This is a genomic window from Clostridium collagenovorans DSM 3089 (genome assembly GCF_900130005.1).
GTDB classification, from domain to species: Bacteria; Bacillota; Clostridia; order Clostridiales; family Clostridiaceae; genus Clostridium_D; species Clostridium_D collagenovorans.
In genome coordinates this window covers 103,148-123,899 of record NZ_FQXP01000007.1, presented here as the reverse complement: position 1 = coordinate 123,899, position 20,752 = coordinate 103,148, and the positions used below count along the sequence as shown (strand labels likewise).

Below are 20,752 nucleotides of genomic sequence, written 5' to 3'. Positions count from 1 at the left end.
TTTAATATTACTATAAATTTATCTTCTTTGAGTTAAGAAATGATACTATGCTTGTACGTTGTACAGAGTTTCCCCATACAGATTCATATATATCACCTATGCGTTTAGAAATTATAGGAGCAACAGCATATATACCAGGTACATCTCTATATGCAGCTATAACATGGAATACATTTGGGATAGATCTATCTCTATAAAGTTGCAATCCTAAATAGAAATTAGGATATTTTGCAAGAAGATATCTATTAAGATCACGGACAAATCTTATATATGAAGATTCTAAACCGCATTTAACAATATTTTCATTTACATTGAAAAGAATACCTCTACCACACATTAAAAACACCTCCTTAATGAGCATTAAAATGCAGAATGTTTTACAAAACTTTAGGTTTTACGTTTTTATAAAACAAATCTATACTCTATAATATGATCCACCATGAAGGTTGTTGAATAAAAAATCGAATAATGTAAAAAGTCAAGAGAATTGCATGTATGATGTTAATATAACTTGAAGATGGTATCGTTAAAATCTATAAAATATAAGTTAATTTATTTTTTGATAAATATTAATAAACAAATAAAATTTTGATTGATTTAGTATATGAGGGCTGATAGGAGGGTTATATTACATAAGTTAGATGACTTCAAGTTAATAAAATATAGAAGTGGTTGGTGTATTAAGGATTAGTACTACAATTCATACAATGGTTTTACGTTCAATGTGTATATTGTAGGAATAGATTTAATATCCAACCACTTTGTTTTTAATTAAGTTTTAGGCTTTAAAATGTGTATTATTGGTTATCAGTAACTTGAGTACAAGCTCCTTGCCCCTTGCCTTGACTTCTCATTTTACCAGAACCATTTCCAGAACCGTCACCTTTCCCTTTTCCCTTTAGTCCTTTATTTAGTCCATAACCACCATGAAGATTCTTAAATTCTTCAGGTGTTGTGCATTTATCAGAGTTTGCTTTCATTTCAGCTTTGATTTCTTCGCCTCTTTCAGCAGTTATAACACCACGTTCAACAGCAGCATCAACTCTTTCAAATTTATATTTTAGAATCTCTTGTTTTGCATCTTCAAAGGACAAACCTTCCTTCATTAGTTTGTTGATTCCCTTATGATTCTTAGCTATAGAAGTATTTGTACATTCTGTATTTGTAGGAACAGGAGCGTCGCTTGCATAAGTTAAAGCTGTTCCTCCAATTGTTACTGCTCCAGCTAGTGCTAAAATTAGTGCGTATTTTTTCATATGAAATTCCTCCTCATAAAATATAAAATTTAGTTATAGTAGAAATATAGTATTGATTTTCACGCAATAACGTAAAGTACTTATTTTATAGCTATTCTAAAATGGGTGGTTTTATATGCTTTAATATTACCAAGCTTAGTTTAGTTGGTAATAATATATAAGTATTAGTCATTGTGTAAAAATAAGAAATTAAGTTTTAATAACTTTTCTATAACTAAATTTTAATGTAGTAATGTCACAGGAATGTCACAAGAATCTAATACTTCTTTAACAAAGAAGTTAAGAATTTATAGACATAAATCTAATTTGATCCAAAACTCAACTCCATTATCCTTATTAGAGACACCGTAAGTACCCTTATGTAGCTTAACTATTTCAGAAACAATGGATAAGCCAAGGCCAACTCTATTTTCTTTATAATTACGTACTTTATCAACTCTAACGAACCTTTCCCAAATTGTACTCATATCTTCATTGGATATATTTTTACCGCTATTATAAATTGATATATAAGTAGAAGTAGTATCCTTGCTTATAGATATTTTTAAGATTTTATTATCATCAATGTGACTTAAAGCATTATTAATATAGTTTTGAATAGCTTGTTCTAACCTAACCTTATCGCCTATGACATTTACCTCTTCCAGTTCAGTAATAAGATTAATATTTTCATTTTCTATTATAAGTTGATTCTTTTTAATTATGCTTTTTACAAGATTACAAAGGTTTATTTTCTTTAAATTTAGAGTAAAGGTTTTTGATTGCAGTTTGTATAAATCAAGTAAATCATTAACTATTACACTCATTCTTTGGGACTCTTCATTTATAACACTTATATAATAGTCAGAGTCTTCTTTAGATGACATAAACCCAGCTTCCAAAGCCTGAGCATAACCTGATATAACAGAAATAGGACTTTTAAGTTCATGAGATATATCAGAGACAAACTTCTTACTTAAGTGATGATTAAGCTGCTCTCTTTTTATCATTTCTTCAAGCTCTAAGTTTTTCTCATTTAATTCTTTTAAAGTAAACTCTATGTTATGAGAGAGGTCATTTACACTAGTTGCTAAGACACCTAATTCATCTTGTCGTAATACATTTAAATCATCACTAAAATTCAAATCCTTAATTTTAGAGGTCTTTTTAGTTATTTCTATAATTGGCTTTGTAAAAGTTTTAGAAAATAAAACAACTGCTAATAAAACTATTATAGTTATGGGAAGAAAAATAAGCATAAGAAAACTTACAGATTTCTTTACAGCATCATCCATAACACTAATAGGGGTTCTCACTACAACAGAATATTCTGTGGATTTAATTGCCTTTGAGGAAGTTAAAAAATCAATACCAGTAGATTTATCACGAAGAAGTTCACGAGATATTTTATTTTTAACTCCCAAATTCTTTAAAATTTCAAATCTATTTTTAAGCATACCTGCATTATTCATGTTAGAATTACGACCTATTTTATGAGTACTGTAAATAGCCCTCTCTGTTAAAGCATCCTTTATATCTATTTGAACATTGTATGTAGTAGAAAGAGAATCTACTAAGTTTATTAAATCTTCGTTGGAGGCATTAGGTAAATGTTCTTCTATGGATGAAATAACACTTTCCATTTCATGAAACTTTTCCTTTTGAAAATAATTTTTAAAGTTTAAACCATATATTAAAACGCCGCTAAAAAATATACTAAGTATTAATGTTATGCCTATAAATAATTTAACTCTAATGGATTTCATTATTCTTCACCTAACTTATAGCCAAAACCACGTACGGTTTTTAGGCAGGTAGAGTAAAGACCTAGTTTGTTTCTTAGCCTATTAATATGAGTATCAACAGTTCTAGTATCTCCAAAGTAGTCGTTACCCCAAATATTTTTAAGAAGTGAATCTCTACTTAAAACTATATTGGCGCTTTTTATAAAGTAAACTAATAAGTCAAATTCCTTAGGATTAAGGTCTATTATTTCATTATCAATTTTTACAACGTGGTTATCTTCAAATATCTCAATGCCCCTATATTTTAATGTGTTTAGTTCATTATCCTTGGAGTTACTTTTAAATAATCTCTTTATTCTAGCGAGCAATAAAGTTATGTTAAATGGCTTGGATATGTAATCATCTGCACCAATATCAAAGCCAAATAGTTCGTCTAAATCACTGTCCTTAGCTGTAAGCATGATTATAGGAACGTCTGATGTTTTACGAATTTCTTTACAAACAATCCATCCATCATAAATAGGCATCATAACATCAAGTAGTACTAAATCTATAGTTTCACGTTTAAAGATGGTAAGAGCTTCTTCGCCATCCTTAGCTGTTAATACATTGTATTTATTAAAACTCAAGTAGTCGTATAGTAAACGTAAAATTCTTTCGTCATCATCAGCGATTAAAATTTTCATAGCATATCCTTAGCGAGAGCAACTTTGGTAAAGATGGTCACTCACTAAATCCTCCTTTCACTTCTTTTAGTTATTTGTGAGGTATAACAAGCTATTTTATTTTCACGTAAATTTTATCTTAATCCCTTTTAATCATTAAAGAGCTTATTAAAATATGATAAAGCTTTGAGTATTATGAAGTTGAAAGTTATCACAGTATAATAAGTTTCTTAAATACTAAAAAGTTTAATGATTAAAACATAATAAGCTAAAATAGCTTAATTTAAATATATCTTATACTAAATATTTTGGACAATAGTTCAATATATCTTTTATTATACAAAGTTAATATGTTAATTTGCAATAAATAAGATTAAAGTCAATAGACCCAAATAGAATTAAGAAAAAATTTAGGTGCTATATATATAAATTGTTTTAGAATAATATGTGGAAAGAGAGGGGGAAACAAAAATTTCCATAAAAATGGTAAAAAAGTTCTTGCGTATATGGAAAAAAATGTTATAATAATATTTGTCAGTACAAAGGGGGAGACGGAATGAAATTAAAGAGCAAGAAAAATAAGATATACATAAGTTTTGTTGCAGTTGTTGCAATGATTGGAAGTTTGATAGGAAATTGTGGCACTGTGTTTGCAGAAGAAAATTGGGATAGTGCAGTGAAAAAAGTTGAACAGGTAAGAAAAACTGATTTGGAAGAGGAAAAAAAGGTAACACTGACAGTAGAGAAAAATCTTGATGATATTCCTCAGAAAAAGAAGGTTGATATTGAAATTTTAATTGATGCTTCGGGTTCCATGAAGGAAAAAGATGAGAACATGCAGCAGGCAAAAAATATTATAAATAAATTTATTTCTGGAGTAGATGGAAATTATGATAGAGTTGGTATAACAGTGTTTAAAGGACCATCTGTTATATATGGTAAAAATGATTTAGAAATAAAAAGTGAGACAAGCATAAAGACAATATACCCATTAGGTAAGGATTTAAATGCAGCTATGGAAGCTGTGAATTCCATAAAGGCTGGAGGGTTTACTCCTTTATTAGATGGACTAGCTAAGGCTGAAGAAGATTTAGATAATAATTCAAGAGCTGATGCTGATGAAAAAATATTAATTGTATTAGGTGATGGACATCCTAATATTGGACCTGAAAGGGATTATTATTATTCCGCAACAGGAAACTATTATGGTGAACATTCCAATTATTATCCGGGTAGTGTCATTAAAAATAAAATAGATGAATTAAATAAAAAGCTAAATAATGATGAAATTGATTTTGAAGAGTATGATAGAGAAACTTCTAAACTTAGTAAGGAGTTAGGAGATTATCCAGGAGCAGAAAAGAAAGTTATTGATACTAGCTATATAAACACTAATGCCTTATTAAAAGGAAGAGTGTATGATAATTCTAAGGCAGAGTTTTATGATTTAAGATATTTAATTGAGCAAAGAATTAATTCTATTAAAAATAAGGGATATAAAGTATACTCTATGTTTTTGAATAATGAGCAAATTGGAAGCTCTAATTATAGAGAGTTTTTAGAGGACACAAAGGAAAATGAGAGTTTATTTAGGATGATGGCATCTGATGAAAGTAAGTTTTCCTATGCGGGGGATTTAGCTCAGTTAACGAAGAATTTAAGAGAAGTAAGTAGTGATATTAGATCTTTTAATTATAATTTAAAAGATACTGTAGAACAGGGGTACTCCATTGTGCCAGGGTCCTTTAAATGTTCTGTAGAGGGAATTAAAGAAATAGTAAATAATAATGCTATAGAATGGCATGTTAATAATATAGGTGATAGACGTTTTGAAGTATCTTATAACATAGTAAGAAAGATACCACAGAAGCTTAATAATATACCGAATATAAGAGCTGAAGATGTAACTATAAAAGAAGGGGATAAGTTTGATGCCCTAAAACTAGTGACAGCAGAGGATAAGGAAGACGGAATAATTCCTAGTGGAAACATAAAGGTGCTAGGAAAAGTAGATACCAATAAAGTAGGGAAGTATGAAATAACCTACGAGGTAACGGATAGTAATGGTGCAAAAGCAATAAAGAGAATCACTGTTACAGTAGTTCCGAAAATGCAGTTAATCAATAGTATACCAATTATTAAAGCAGAGGATGTAACTATAAAAGAAGGGGACAAGTTCGAAGCTTTAGAATTAGTGACGGCAGAGGATAAGGAAGACGGAATAATTCCTAAGGAAAATATAAAAGTATTAGGAAGTGTAGATACCAATAAAGTAGGTAAATATGAAATAACCTATGAGGTAGTAGATAGTAATGGTGGTAAAGCTATTAAGAAAATAATTGTTACAGTAGATCCGGCAATAAAAAAAGAAGAAGGGGTAGCCAAAGTAACTCCTAAGAAGGAATCTAAGAAGAAAGAGAATAGCTTTGTGAAGCAAAAAGATAGTCCTAAAACAGGGGATTTTGGAGCCGCGCAGTATTTGGCATTAGGCCTTATATCTTTAAGTAGTTTAGGTTTAGGAATGATGAGAAAAAGAAAATAGATTTAAGTTTTAAATTCATAAAGAAATAGATTTAAATAGCAGATTTTAAGTTATAAGCAAAAATAGATAACTTAAGAGTCTGCTATTTTTGTGTAAGGATAGTTATGATTAATATATAATAATTTTAAAAATAAAGGGTTATTTAAAACGTATCTAAAACGTATCTTATTAATATTGTTATCATAAAGTAGCTTTAGTGAATAATATAATAAGTAAACTAATTTATTTAAAGAGGTGCTAATGGATTTTAAGGGATTAGATGGTTTTAATGAGTTTATAAAAAATTGTATATTTAATGTAGGCAACGGAAGCAATCCCAATAACCAAGGTGCCGGGCAAAGTAGTGGGCAAGGTGGAACTCAAGGAGGTAACACAAATAGTACAGAGGGGTGTGAGGATATACCCTTTGGATTTCAAGATTTAAATCCTGAGTTATTTATTATAATGGGAGAAGTTATAGGAGATGTTATGGCGGGTAATTTACCCTTTAATGTACAGAATGCTATAGGAAACTGGTTTGAACTAATAGGGCAAGTTATTTTAACTTATAACTCACAACAGCAATATTTTCAAACAGGGCCAGGGAGATATTATAATAGAAAAAATAGAAATATAGTAAATCCATATTGTACTAGCAATACACAGGGGAGTGGAAGTTCATCAAGTTCAACATCATCAACTGGGGGAACTGCCTCGGGAGCATCCAATACGAGCAGTAACCCTAGTAACGTAGATTATGAAAATCAGATAAGAGAACTTACTCAATGTGTAAATGCTTTAGTGTGTGAAGTTGAGAGTTTAAAGAAGGAAATAAAACATTTAAAAGGTAGTACTTAATTAAGATTACAGGATTCTTATTATAAGGATTATGTAATCTTTTGTTTTTTATGAAGAGTAGTTCTTAATATATGTAAAGATAAATTAGTGGGACTATGTAATTTTTTATTTTGTTATGAAGAGTAAATTTATAGGGTTTAAAAAGGGATATAGATAAATAGTATTAATAATTTTTATGAGCATTTAGTAATTGTAAGTATAAAACCTTATATTAATATATAAAACTTCAATTTGTAGTAATTTGTATTAAAAAGTAACTTAAAGTCATATGAATCATATACTGGTTATTAGCTGGTATATAAGTTTTTGTTGTTATTTATCAAATATATATTTGATAAATAACGTTTTAAATTATCACCTTTTAAAATATAAATCTTATATAGTAATTTATTAAAGTAAGTATGTTTGGAGGAGAAAATGAGTACTTTGAATTTAAAGGAAATGAAGCATGGGTTTACTGCATGTGAAGAAGTTGAGTTGCCTAGGTATTTTAAACAATTCAATATATATGAAAATTTAGTTGTACCTTGTGGTGTAGATTCAGAATATACTTTAGATTTAAAGGTTGGAAATCTAAAGATAATATCTGCAAAGATAATAAACACAATAAATGGACTTTCAATAGAGGGACAATATTTAACAGGTAAAAAACTTGTTTTAATGGGTTATGTTGATGTTAGCATATATTTTAAACCTAAGAAGAAAAAAGGATGTGGCAATGAATTTAGTAATGCGTATGTATTAGAGAAGAGTATGTCTTTTAGTACATTTATAGTGATTCCTAATCCAGTTTGTGACGAGAATATTATAAATCTAAGATATATTATAGAGGATGGGAGTTTAGCTAAAATAAGTGAGAATAAGGTTCTAATAAGTACTACTATATTTATTGAGTATGATGATAAAAAGTTGATTAAGGAAGAATAAAAAATGAGAATTTCTAATGAATGTAGAGTAACTTTTCGATATAAACCAGATACCGTATCTCCAAGTATAGTTAATACTGTATTTAGTAATGTAGTATCAACTGATGTTATTAATGAATTGATTTCTGTTACAAAGAAGGTTAATAAGGATACTATATCAAAGTTTGAAGTACTAACTTATGATATAGTCATAAAAAATATAAGTGATATTGATGTTACTAATGTATTTTTTCAGGATTCAATTCCAAAGGGGTTAAGATTCATTTCTAATAGCGTTTTTGTTAATAAGGTAAATATAAGATGTGTAAATCCCATAAAAGGATTTTATATAGGTACTATTTTGCCTGGTGATTCAATAAGTATTTCTTTTAAGGTTTTAGTGAATGAAGAAAATGAGGAGCATATTATAAACAATTCTTCAAAGGCAATATATGATTATATATATAATATTGAGGAAAAGCCTGAAAGAGTAGAAAAGGAAAGCAATGTAGTTTCAACTCAAATAAGAAAAGATTTATTTAAACAACTTGAGGTGAGTAATCTTTTAAGTATTTCTAAGTGTATGCCTTCAATAAAAGATATTATATCAGTTAAAATAAAAGTGAAAATAATTGATACGAAGTTAGTAGAAACTCCTATTACAACGACATCTAGTTATGACAGTAATGATTTAAGCAATCTTATTATTATTGGAGCAATTGACTATGAAGTAATATACAATTATAAATCTGGGGTTCAAAGTTTTAGAGAACAAGAAGGATTTTCAAGCTTTCTTTTAGTACCAAGTGGATTAGAGTATTGTGAAGATAAGAGTGTTAAAGCAACTATTGAGCAATCTACTTATAAGAAGGTAGATTGTAGAAGAATATTTGTAAATACTTCTTTGTTAATAGAGATTTAAGGACTACAGGCTATGGAATTAATAGCCTGTAGTCCTTAAATTTTTATTCTTAGCTAGGGTCAATATTTAAAACTGTTTTACTTGGATAAGGTGAAGTCTTTGATGCTACTGTAACTACAAAATCATATCGTGCTCCCAAGTTAGAGTCAGAAGGTATCGTAGTTAGTATTTTAAATATCTTTGTACTATTAGGAGCAAGATTACTTAGCACAGGCAAATTAGCTTGATATTTTGTATTAGCAGCAACATCTGCTATTTTTATATCATCAATATACAGACTGTATGGAATTGATACAGCATTTATAGCTAAGCTGTAGTCATCATAACCTCCACCAGTATTTTTGAAGTTATTAATAATCGTAGCAGTTCCACCAGGTTTAGTTACTATATAGGAGGTTGAATCATCTATTCTATCAGATGGATTTGGAAGAAGAGAAACCCCAGGTGTAGTAACTATAGATAAAATATTACTTTGCTCTCCGCTATAAAGATAACTTGAAAGAGTATTATAATATTGGGTTGCTGTTGCTTGCATTGTTAAGGTGCTACCTGCTCTAAGAGATGAAACTGGTATTAATGTGAAGGTAACAAAGCCTAAGGCAGAAGCCACTAAACTAGAAATGCTTAATATTATGCTCTTAGCTGCAGTGTCATAGTAAGGGGAGCATTGAACAGAATTATTAATTGATACAAATATAAAGTTTGTATTAAGAGGTATTTTAATAACTCCATTTATAAGATCCACATTACTATTGTTTTGAAAGGTGAGTTTAAAGTCTAATATAGAAGAGGTATTTATATTTGCAGTAGTAGTTGATGTTATAGAAGAAGTTCTATCTGTAACACTTAGAAGCATTCCTATATTAGGATGATTTATAGTTACAACTAGAGGAGTATTGATAGTTAAAGTTGAACCACTAGAAGTTTGTTTATAAATTACCTTTCCAGTATTAGTTTGAGTTGAAGTTAGAGCATTTAAGGATTTAGAGCCAGAAGTAACTTTATATAATAAGGTGTAAGTTATAACTTGACTATTTAAACGAGCATCTATAGTTCCTTCAGAAGGGAAGGTTATAGTGCTGCCAGATACAGTAGGGGTTACACTAAAACCATTTCTACTAGCAGAATTTAAATAAGATTGCAGTCCACTAGGTAGAGTATCACTTACAGTTACTCCATAGGCTATGGTTCCTTGAGGAATAGTAAGGGTTAAAACATAGGTTATATTAGAGCCAATTTTAATGGTGTCCTGAATATAGCTTTTAGATAAAACTATAATTGGTGCTGATATAGTTGTGCTTGCTGTCTTTATGAGGCTAGAGTATTGGAAGTTAGTGCCACCATCAAGATATATTTGGGAGTAAGGATTAGTATTTGTTGCTGTGGTCTGGATTTTAACTCCTGGTGCTAAGGTATCTATTATAGTTACACTATAGAATAAAGTTAGAGATTGACCAGGAGCTAATTTATTAATAGGAAGCTGAATTCCTGATGAAGTTACAGTAGGTGCTGATGATGCTCCAGTTCCACTTACACTAATTGAACTAGGGATTAAGGTAAACCAAGTGGAAAAGGCATCGCTAAGAGTAAAGTTAAAAGCATCTGTTTCAGTACCAAGTGTATTAGTATTGCTTATTTTAACTGTATAGCTATAGACTTCTCCAGCTTTAATTGAGTTAATATTAGGTCCTGTTACGGTTTTAGTTAATTGAAGGTTTGGAGTTCCAATATTAACTGTTACCTGAGTTCTATTGCTATAAGCGATATTATTGGTGTTAAGCCCTTTCAATTTTAGTAGATTTATATTTTGAGCAGAACTACCTAATAAGGCAATGGGAACTTTGAAGGTTATAGTTGAATAAGAATTACCAGGGAAATTGCCATAGTTGAAATCTACCCCGTGAGGGTCAATTAACTGCGGAGTAAGCGTAGATGGAGTATAACCACCATAACTATAGTTTAGATTATTTATAGGATCTGTTGATAATGGAAAGAAATCATCAACAAAGATAGCCTTTTGAGTTGCTTTTAAAGTAAGAGCATCATAGGTCAATCTATACTGTGCAAAATCTCCAGGTGCTAAAGTTGAAATAGATTTCAAGGAGCCGTCACTATAATAACCGTTTAAGAATTCCTTTTTTAATGCAGCAATATTTATGCTACAGGAAGTAGAAGCTGAATCTGTAACAATAGAATTTAATTGTATTGTTGTAGCTGAGATATTTGTGCTTTCAATAAAGGAATCAAAGGCAACTACAGGAAGAAAATTATTATTTGAATCTAACTTATATCTATAGAAGGAACTAATGACAGCATTTATGGTTACAGTGCTTTGAGAATTCTTAGAGGCTGTTGGGAAGTTATAATTAAGATTAAAGCCTTTAAGTGTAGGATCATCTACTGCCGAAACTGGGCTAGGTGTACTTGAGTTATAGTAAACACCATCAGCTATAAAGTAATTTATAGCTATATCCTTAAGATCATAATATTGTCCAACAGAATATATATATTTAAATTGTAATGAAGTTTGAATATCCACTAAAGACTTAGTAACAGAGGTAGAGATAATTAAATCCATAGCAGAAAAACTTGAAGTGCTAGAATATGAATCACTATCTGAAGTAGACACCATATTAGCAGATATATTAAGCTTAGTGCCATGAATTAATAAATCACCTAAGTTATTATTATATCTATTCCAAATAGCATAACTGAAAACTAAGGTAGTGTTACTGTTTTTAGAGAGAGTTATAGCACTATAATATAGTTGGATATATTGTTTGCCATTAATTGAAACAGTACTTATATTTGGATATAAAAAACTACTTGCATCAGTTCCAGAGGTACTTATATTACCTATATAACGAATACCATCATCCAGCAATATAGATATATTCACAGTAGAAGTAGTGGTAGTGTTATTTGTGAATTTACAAGTGCAGGTAGTTACTTGAGAATAATCATTTAATGATAAGCTGCTGCCGGCACCTTTTAAAACCTTTCCAGATGTTGAGGAGGTACACATGAATCTTATAGCTTTAAAGCTTATGGTAGAACTTTGAGAAAATTTTTCATTTCCTAAGTCATAGATACCTCTAGGCATAGTGTCTACTGAACAAGAGAAAACTATATTGCTAAAGACGTAGCCAAAGGGAATTGAGGAACCATTTTTGAAAGTAGTAGAGGATTTTAGGGTTATATCAAAGGTATAAGGGACTTCAAGTGCAGCTAAGTCCTTTAAGTTTGTCCAATAATACACACTACTACCATCAGTGTTAGTTGTTTTAGAAGTCTGCGTTATAGTAGAAGAGGAAAGAGTAAGTCCATCAGGAAGAGCAAGGGATAAACTAAGGTTATAATATCTCTCTGTAGGACTTAAATTTCTTATACTAGCAGTGAAGGAAGAAGTTCCTCCTAAAAGAATGGGTACATTACCCGATTTATTTATACTAAGTGAAAGCATATTAGATGCCATTTTTTTCTTCTCCTTTGTTTAAGAATACAATCATTGATATTTATAATATGAAGTGAATTTAATAGGTGTAACGTGTAACACAACATTTTTAGGATTCATAGAATAATAAGATGAAATTAGATTAGCATTTTATACTTTTAATAAAAAATAAGAGTTTTCTAATGGGAATAATTACTGAAATATATCAATGTAAATTCCAAGTATAATCCTAACATGATATATGTGAAGTTATTAGTATTACAGGTAACTCTATAAATTTATGGCTAATCGAGGAGGAGAATATGTCGCTTACAAGCAGGTTTTCAGCAGTGGATAAAGCTATTCTTGTGTCAACAGGAAATAGTTTAGTTGTATGTGGTGATACTACTGCCGTAGGAGTTAATACTTCGGATATGATTACAGTATCAGGAACAACAACTAGAGACTGGGCAGCATCAGGAAGTAAGGCTCAAATAAGTATATTACCGAATAGTACTATACTTTACGCAGAACTAGTTTGGTATTCTACAGTAAAAAGTTTTTCAGCATCAGCACAGGATGTTAGATCTATGCAAGATGACCCTGTTATGTTTATAACCCCAAGTGGAAATGTAACGGTAACACCAACTATTGGAGAAACATTCAACGGTGCTTCAGGTAGTATAGATAGATTTAGATCCGTAAATGTAACAAGTATAGTGCAAAGTTCCTTAGGAGGATGGTATGGAGTTTCAGGAATTCCTACAAGTATTCCGATATCAGGATTAAGCAATACAAGAGCAGGATGGACACTAGTTGTAGTATATAGAAATGCTTCAATAGTTCCTCAAAAGATAACTTTATCAACAGGAATAGCACCAGCATCAGAAGGAAGTATATTGCAAAATAATGTAGTTGGATTTTTAACTTCATCTCAAGAAGATAAATTAAGAGGGGATATATTCATGGCTGTTGCCAATGGAGAGCCATTGACAGGAGTTCAAACCGTTAAGGTGGGACCATCCTTTGCAAATTTAAGCACCATAGGAAATCCGGTGGGGTCACCAAATCCAAATCCGGGAACAGCGCCAAATAACCCATATAATTCTTTCTTTACTGGACAAGTAAATATATGTGATCCTCTAAATAGCAATGTAGGATTAATAGATGGAAGCGGAACAAATGGAAGTAAAAATCATGATGCATTTGTACCAACTCAAGTACTAGGAGCTAGGAATAAATGGGATATAACAGAGGTGAATATAAGCAATACTTTAGTTCCAAATCAAAGTCAGTTAGCAATGCAATTGAATGCAACAGGAACTACTGATGGAGTACAAGTTGTAGCATTAGGAACACAAGTGCAAGCTGATGCACCTAATATGATTTCAACCTTAACGGCTTATGATAATGATGGTGATGGAGAATACAATATTGAAGTTGGAAATGAGTTAAGCCTTATAGCACAAATTAAAAATACGGGAACTGTAACAGCTAATAATGTTATTTTATCAAGTATTTTAGATTCAAGTTGCTCATTTATTCCTAACTCACTAAAGGTAAATGGAATAGTTCAAAATGGTGCCAATATAACTACAGGCTTTAATATTGGAAGTCTTGAAGCAGCAGGAGTAGTGAATGTTATATTTACTATTAGGGTAAATTCATTACCAAGTAATAAAATTCTTCCGGTAACTGTTGATTATAACTATGAATTTGCATCCTCAGGGACTACAGTTAGAAATTATGATAGCACAAAGAAAATGTCTATTATAGTGCAGCAAGGTAAATTAACTATTGCTAAGAGTGCATCTAAGTCAGCGGCAATTGTAGGGGACATTATAGAGTACACTATTGATATAACTAATATAGGAACAGAAAAAGCATTAGATGTATTTTTTAGTGATCCCGTTACTAAGTATTGTTCATTTAAAACTGGAAGCGTTTCCATAAATGGGGTTATTAATACAAGCTTAGATCCTAATAGCGGATTTCCTTTAGATGACTTAAAGGTAAGTGATAGTGTACAAATAAAGTTTAAGGCAACAATTAACTCTATTCCACCTTCAGATTTTATAAATAACTCTTCTTGTGTTAACTTTTCATACACTTTTAATCAATATGAAGATCATTTAAGAAGAACAGTTACAAGTAATACTACAGCAATAGAAATTCAATATACAGATATTATAGGGGAAAGGTCTGTAGATAATGAGTATCCTAATATAGGAGATCAAATCACTTGCTCATTAAAATTAACTAATATAGGGAATGTTACGGATACTAATATACCAGTCCAAGAAACCTTAATGACAGGAACAAGCTTTGTAGAGCACAGTGTAAAAATAGATGGAGTAAGCAAACCAAGCCTAGATCCATTTGATGGCTTTACTATAGATGCCATAGGTGCTAGTCAATCAACAACTATAAGTTATAAGCTTTTAGTGGAATCTTTAGATCCTAGGGAATTAATAGAAAATATAGCTAAGGTACCTTTTAAATATCAAATCAGCACAGATAATCCAGTAGTAGAAACAGAAATAGATTCTAATAAAGTAACAACAAAAACTAACTATGTTAATATAAACTCACATGAAACTGTGGATAAATCTAACGCTACTATAGACAATATTTTATATTACTCTGTAGATTTTACTAATACAGGAAATATAGAAGCTTATAATACAGTTTTCTCTTCTTATGTAGAAGCTGGAACAGAATTAGTTCCAAATAGCGTAAAGATTAATGGAGTAAGCAAACCAGGATATGATCCAACAGTAGGATTCAGCGTTGGAAGTATATATCCTAATAATACTGTAAATGTAACTTTCCAAACAAAGGTTAAAAGTGTACCAAGTCCTAATATAGTTTATAACAAATCTCAATTAAATTACAATTATTTGCCAGATCCTAATGGAGCTCATATTATTGCTACAAATACTAGTAATACAGTTCAAACTCAAATTGATGTTGCATCCTTTACAGTGGTTAAGAGCGTAGATAAGGCTTATGCACAGGTAGGAGAGCCATTAGTATATCAAACAGTTATAACTAATACAGGTACAATGCCATTAAGTACAACAAAATTTACCGATAATATATCTTATTATTTAGACTTCTATCCAGGAACTGTATATGTGAATGGAGTAAATTATGCAAGTTATGATCCAAGAGTTGGATTTGAATTAGGAGATTTACAACCAACACAAAGTGCAGTAATAGTATTCGGGACAATAATTTCTAAACTTCCACCAACAGGAGTTATAATGAACGCTTCTAATTTTAGCTGTTCTTATAAAGTAACACCTGACTCACCAACAATTGAAAAAACACAGTATTCTAATGAGGTTGAAACAGATGTCTTATTAGGAAATCTTCAAATAAGCAAGAGTGTAAGTAAGAACTATGCAACAATAGGCGACACTGTAAGATATTCAATTGACTTATCCAATAATGGAAATGCTACAGTTAATAATGTGTTCTTTACTGATATTATAGAGTCAGCTGGAAGTTTTGTTACAGATTCTGTAAATATAAACTCTAAGAATAAGCCAGGGTTAAATCCAAATACAGGATTTAGTTTAGGATCAATAGTCGTAGGACAAGTGGTTAATATCACCTTTGATGTAACTGTAAACAGCCTTCCTAATCCTAATGTCATTAATAATACAGCAAATGCCACCTTTAGTTATTTACCAGATCCTAATATTCCACCAGTAAGTAAAACTGTTCATAGTAATACAGTTACAACTACTATTAATACAGGATCAGCAACATTAACTAAAGGTGTTGATAAGTATTATGCAACAGTAGGAGATATTTTGACCTACACTTTAGTTGCAACTAATACAGGTACAACAACCCTAAAGAATATAAGCCTTACAGATTTAATACCGAGTGGGGCAACCTTTAATACAGGAAGTGTTAAGGTAAATGATGTAGTTAAGGCAAGTGCAAATCCTAATAATGGATTTACTATAGATGATATTGTTGCAGGTGGAAATAATACTATAACATTTACTGCTACGGTAACTAGTGTTCCAACACCTAACACAATAATTAATAGCGCAAGTATGAGTTATAAGTATAATATAAATCCAAATGCATCTAGCATATCAGGAACAGCTACTAGTAATAACGTTACTACAACAGTAAATGCAGTTACAGTGACTAATTCTAAGAGTGTAGATTTAGCTTATGCAACAATAGGAGACACATTAAATTATACTTCTGTTATAACAAATACAGGGAACACCAATATAACTAATGTTATATTCAAGGATATATTGGATTCGAATATACAATTGGTTGCAGATTCAGTTAAGATTAATAACCAAAGTAAACTAGGTTATGACCCTAACACAGGATTTAGCTTAAGTGATATAGCACCTAATACTCCTGTTACAATAACATTCAAAGTTACAGTTAAGACTGTACCAAGCAATGGAACAGTAAGTAATAAATCAAATGTATCTTATGAATATAAAATAAATCCAAATGAACCTGTTATTTTAGGAAGTAAGGATAGTAATACTGTAACTACAGCTATTAAGGTGGGAACTTTAAGTGTTACAAAACAAGCTAATAGAGGATATGCAATAAGAGGGGATGAAGTAAAATATAGCTTTGTAATATCAAATACAGGAAATACACTGTTAAGTAATCTTAGGTTCCAAGATATAATTCAAAGTGAGTCAACCTTTAAAGCGGGTTCTATAGTAATTGGCGAAACTAACTATCCAGGTTTAGATCTTAGTGCACCTATACCATTAGGTAATCTTGATATTGGTAATAATATTAATCTTAGCTTTATAGTAACCGTAAATGCAATTCCAAACAATAATATAATAACAAACCAAGGTTCTGTAAGTTACGCATACTATATAGATCCAAATGGTTCATTAAAAACTAAAACTGTAGATTCTACTAGTACAACAGTTACTATAAGTGAAGCTATATTATCATCAACCAAGACTGTAGATAAAGATATAGCTAAAATAGGAGATGTATTAAACTTTACAGTTCTATTAACCAATCACGGAAATGTAGATGCAAAGGGCATCACATTCTTAGATGAACTTGATAGTAATATTAGCTTTGATAATGGTTCAGTTATTATAAATGATGAACCAAAGACTAATTTAAATCCAAATACAGGATTCCCATTAAGTGATATTAGTAGTAATTTAGGAACTACAGTTGTTAAATTCTCTGCAACTGTAATTAGTAGACCAAGTGATAATATAGTTGAAAACTCTGCAACTGTTGATTATAACTATCTAAAGGGAACAGAGGTAGTATATGTAACAGACTTAAAGAGTAATACAACTACAACCTATATTGCAGCTGGAGAGTTGACTCTTACAAAACTAGTAGATAAGATCTATGCAACTGTAGGAGATTCATTAAATTATACAATTAATATTCTTAACACTGGTTCAGTAAATGCAACTAATTTAAACTTCAAGGATTTAATGCCAAATGCAACTTCCTTTGTTACAGGTACAGTAGTTGTAAATGGAGTATCTAAATCAGACTATGATCCTACAAATGGTTTTAGTATTCCGGATTTAGTTCCAAACCAAAGCAATATTGTAAGTTTTACTATTCATGTAGATTCACTACCTCTTACAGGCACAGTAATAAATACAGCAACAACTAAATTCAAATATAAGTTAACACCTACAAGTTTAGAAGAGGAGCATACAGCAACTTCTAATCCAGTTACCACTTATATTAATTTAGGAAAATTAAGTATTACTAAGATTGTGGATAAATCCTATGCAACAATTGGGGATGATTTAAGTTATAGTATAACAATTAAGAATATAGGAGATGTAACATGTTCTCATATGTTCTTCCAAGACCTTGTAGCTTCAGATGCAATATTTAAGGCTGGTTCACTTTATATTAATGGTGTAAATAAGGATAGTACTTTTAATCCTAATAATGGTTTTGCATTAGATAACCTTGAACCATACAGTCTTAATAGTAAGACTATAACAGTTGCCTTCATTGCAACAGTAAAATCACTACCAAGTGACTATATGATTTATAATACTGCAGAGGTAAATTATCAATATAATATAAATCCAAGCAATCCCAATGTATCAACTCAAGACTTAAGTAATACAGTACCAACTAGGATTAATTTAGGAAAGGTTAATGTTACTAAATCAGTAAGTAAGGCATATGCAACAATAGGGGATACTCTAACCTATACAATCAATATAGCAAATGCAGGTAATGTAGATGCTACCAATGTAAACTTTAGAGATGTAGTTCCAGAGGGATTAAGCTTTGTAAAAGGTTCAGTAAGTATAGATAATATACCACAACCAGATTACAATCCTTATGAAAGCTTTACACTTTCAACAATATCAGTTGGTACAACAACGGTTGTTAAATTTAATGCAATAGTAACAAGCTTACCTTCACCATCCTTAGTAAGCAACGTAGCTAATGTAATATATAGCTATCGTATAAATCCAGCAGGACCTGATATTATATATCAAGTAAACAGTAATCCAGCAACAACTCAAATCAACAAGGGTGAGTTAACAATTATTAAGCAGGTGGATAAAGGCTATGCAACAGTTGGAGATGTATTAACCTATACAATGACTGTAACTAATACAGGAAATGTAGAATTAAATAATGTAATATTTACTGATGGATTACAGTCTGATGTAAGCTTTAATGAAGGAACAGTTATAGTAGGTGGAAATAGTCAACCAACCTATGATCCAACAGTAGGATTTAGTTTGGGAACTTTAACCACATTAGCTTCAATAACAGTATCCTTTACTGTAACAGTGAATAACAACCCTACTAGAAATTCTATTATAAACTATGCAAATGGAACTTTCTCTTACAAGGTAGATCCTAATGGACAACTATATAACAGTACAGCATCATCTAATACTGTTTCAACAATTATAGTTGTATCAAGTATGACTGCCAATAAGACTGTAGATTTAGCATATGCAACTATATCTAATATCTTAAATTATAAAATTATAGTTAAAAATACAGGAACAGCTATAATAACAGCATTGAATTTTATTGATACACTATCTAATGGAGCAACCTTTGTAGAGGGCAGTGTAGTAGTAGATGGAGCTTCAAAACCATTATTAAACCCTATAAATGGATTTGCTTTATCTAACCTTTTAGTTGGAGCTACAACAGAAGTTGCATTCCAAGTACAGGTAACTTCAGTTCCAAATCCATCACAGATTACAAACTACGCCTTTGTAAGTGGTGTATACAAGATAAATCCAGCAGGTGCAGATCATACAGTAAGCACAACTTCTAATACTGTATCAACTCAAATAAACCTTGGAAGTTTAACTAATACCAAGAGTGTAGACAAGATGTATGCGAAGGTAGGGGATACAATAACCTACACCTCTCAAATTACTAATGTAGGTAATGTTAATGCAGTGACTTTAGAATTCCATGATGTATTACAAGCAGAGTTAAGTTATGTATCAGGTTCAGTAAGGGTAAATGGAGTAATAAATCCTAATTTAAACCCAACAGTAGGGATGCCGTTAGTAAACCTAGCTCCAGGACAAACTGTGACAGTTGCCTTCGATACAGTAGTTAACACTTTACCAGTACCACCACAAGTAAGTAATAAATCTCAAATAGACTTTAGTTATAAAATTGATCCGAATGCATCATATTTAGATAAGAGTGTTCAAAGTAGTACTGTAACAACTCAAGTAATAAAAGGACAATTAACAGCAACTAAGGTAGTAGACAAGTCTATAGCAACAGTAGGAGATGTATTAACCTATACTATTACTATAATAAATACAGGTAATGCAATTGCTAACAGTGTTATATTCCAAGATATACCATCGACAGGAGCAACCTTTAAAACAGGTACTGTATATGTAAACGGAACTAATCACTCAGGTTATGATCCAACATCAGGATTCAGTCTTGGAGATATTGGAGTAGGAAACCAAGTAACAGTTAGCTTCCAAGCTAATGTAGTTTCAGTTCCAGCTAGCAATAAGGTAACAAACCAAGCTGTTATGAACTTTAACTATTTAGTAGATCCAAAACAACCACCAGTTAGCACAACAAGCTATTCTAATACAACAACAACTAATATAGCATTAGGAAGTTTGAGCGTAACTAAGATTGTAGATAAGAAATTTGCAACAATAGGAGAAACTCTAACCTATACAATAACAATAGTAAATACAGGCAATATAGATGCAACTAATGTAGTATTCCTTGACCCTACGCCTGCAAACTCTGTTTATGTAATAGGTACAGTTAAGGTGAATGGAACAAGTCAGCCAACCTACAATCCAGCTGCAGGTTTTGCATTAAATACAATGAAACCTGGAGAAATTGTAGTGGTTGTATACAATGTTAAAGTAATTAGTTAATGAAAAGATAGATAGGAATTAAGAGTTAAAAGTGAAGGAGTCTAAAAAGGGGTAAGT

General features: G+C 30.9%; 10 protein-coding genes. 5 read left to right on the top strand and 5 right to left on the bottom strand.

All coding sequences use genetic code 11. The features are described from left to right. Window positions 1-10: 10 nt before the first annotated feature. The 4 genes from BUA48_RS10025 to BUA48_RS10010 all read right to left on the bottom strand — a co-directional run bounded on the left by BUA48_RS10025 (window position 11) and on the right by BUA48_RS10010 (window position 3,666). Window positions 11-337 carry a hypothetical protein gene (locus BUA48_RS10025; RefSeq protein ID WP_072831925.1) on the bottom strand — a complete coding sequence of 109 codons (327 nt, stop codon included), beginning with the start codon at window positions 335-337 and terminating at the stop codon, window positions 11-13. A gap of 460 nt (window positions 338-797) precedes the next feature. After that, entirely contained in the window at window positions 798-1,256 is a 459-nt protein-coding gene (locus BUA48_RS10020; protein ID WP_072831924.1) for a hypothetical protein, read from the bottom strand. A 287-nt stretch (window positions 1,257-1,543) separates the two neighbouring features. Further along, window positions 1,544-3,001 carry a sensor histidine kinase gene (locus tag BUA48_RS10015; protein ID WP_072831923.1) on the bottom strand — a complete coding sequence of 486 codons (1,458 nt, stop codon included), beginning with the start codon at window positions 2,999-3,001 and terminating at the stop codon, window positions 1,544-1,546. Further along, entirely contained in the window at window positions 3,001-3,666 is a 666-nt protein-coding gene (locus tag BUA48_RS10010; RefSeq protein WP_072831922.1) for a response regulator transcription factor, read from the bottom strand. The genes BUA48_RS10015 and BUA48_RS10010 overlap by 1 nt, the downstream gene beginning before the upstream one ends. A gap of 535 nt (window positions 3,667-4,201) precedes the next feature. Between BUA48_RS10010 and BUA48_RS10005 the strand changes: the two genes are divergently transcribed. The 4 genes from BUA48_RS10005 to BUA48_RS09990 all read left to right on the top strand — a co-directional run bounded on the left by BUA48_RS10005 (window position 4,202) and on the right by BUA48_RS09990 (window position 8,851). Beyond that, on the top strand, window positions 4,202-6,187 hold the full coding sequence (locus tag BUA48_RS10005; RefSeq protein WP_072831921.1) for an immunoglobulin-like domain-containing protein: 1,986 nt from the start codon (window positions 4,202-4,204) through the stop codon (window positions 6,185-6,187). Between the two features lie 240 nt (window positions 6,188-6,427). Then, a complete protein-coding gene (locus BUA48_RS10000) occupies window positions 6,428-7,024 on the top strand; it encodes a hypothetical protein (RefSeq protein ID WP_072831920.1) in 597 nt (198 codons plus the stop codon). Between the two features lie 417 nt (window positions 7,025-7,441). Beyond that, entirely contained in the window at window positions 7,442-7,951 is a 510-nt protein-coding gene (locus BUA48_RS09995; RefSeq protein ID WP_072831919.1) for a hypothetical protein, read from the top strand. A 3-nt stretch (window positions 7,952-7,954) separates the two neighbouring features. Continuing rightward, complete coding sequence (locus BUA48_RS09990) at window positions 7,955-8,851, top strand: DUF11 domain-containing protein (RefSeq protein WP_072831918.1); 897 nt, start codon at window positions 7,955-7,957, stop codon at window positions 8,849-8,851. A 49-nt stretch (window positions 8,852-8,900) separates the two neighbouring features. Here BUA48_RS09990 and BUA48_RS09985 read toward each other — a convergent pair whose 3' ends face one another. Further along, window positions 8,901-12,326 carry a COG1361 family protein gene (locus BUA48_RS09985; protein WP_072831917.1) on the bottom strand — a complete coding sequence of 1,142 codons (3,426 nt, stop codon included), beginning with the start codon at window positions 12,324-12,326 and terminating at the stop codon, window positions 8,901-8,903. A 281-nt stretch (window positions 12,327-12,607) separates the two neighbouring features. Here BUA48_RS09985 and BUA48_RS09980 point away from each other — a divergent pair, with 281 nt between their 5' ends. After that, the gene (locus tag BUA48_RS09980) at window positions 12,608-20,695 is read left to right on the top strand and encodes a DUF7507 domain-containing protein (RefSeq protein WP_072831916.1); all 8,088 of its coding nucleotides are present in this window, start codon (window positions 12,608-12,610) and stop codon (window positions 20,693-20,695) included. The last annotated feature ends 57 nt before the right edge of the window (window positions 20,696-20,752 follow it).